A 259-nucleotide genomic window follows, 5' to 3' on the forward strand; every position below is an offset into this window, starting at 1 on the left:
TCCCGAATGTCGCTCGGCTGGCTCTGCAATTCCTGCAGGACCTCGTGCTTCCTGGTTTCATCGGATATCGACCAGAAGACTCTTCCGGCCGCCGCCTGCCAGAGCTTGAGCCGAGTCCCGATGCCGGTTCTCATCTGCACCTGGGCAGGTCCCGATACGCGGGCGACATAGATCACTTCCGAGCCGGCCTGAATATTGAGCGCGACCGTGGAGGCCCTCATCTGGTCCGCGAAGTCCTGCAAGAAAGGGCTCAACGCCT

At 61.4% G+C, this 259-nt stretch carries 1 protein-coding gene; it reads right to left on the bottom strand.

Annotation, left to right across the window (positions count from 1 at the left end; all coding sequences use genetic code 11):
- The coding region (locus tag SB751_RS32425) for a hypothetical protein (protein ID WP_410749312.1) at positions 1–242 on the bottom strand (242 nt) is incomplete at its 3' end.
- Positions 243–259 lie beyond the last annotated feature (17 nt).

This window comes from Cupriavidus sp. SIMBA_020 (assembly GCF_046535395.1).
Taxonomy (GTDB): domain Bacteria; phylum Pseudomonadota; class Gammaproteobacteria; order Burkholderiales; family Burkholderiaceae; genus Cupriavidus; species Cupriavidus campinensis.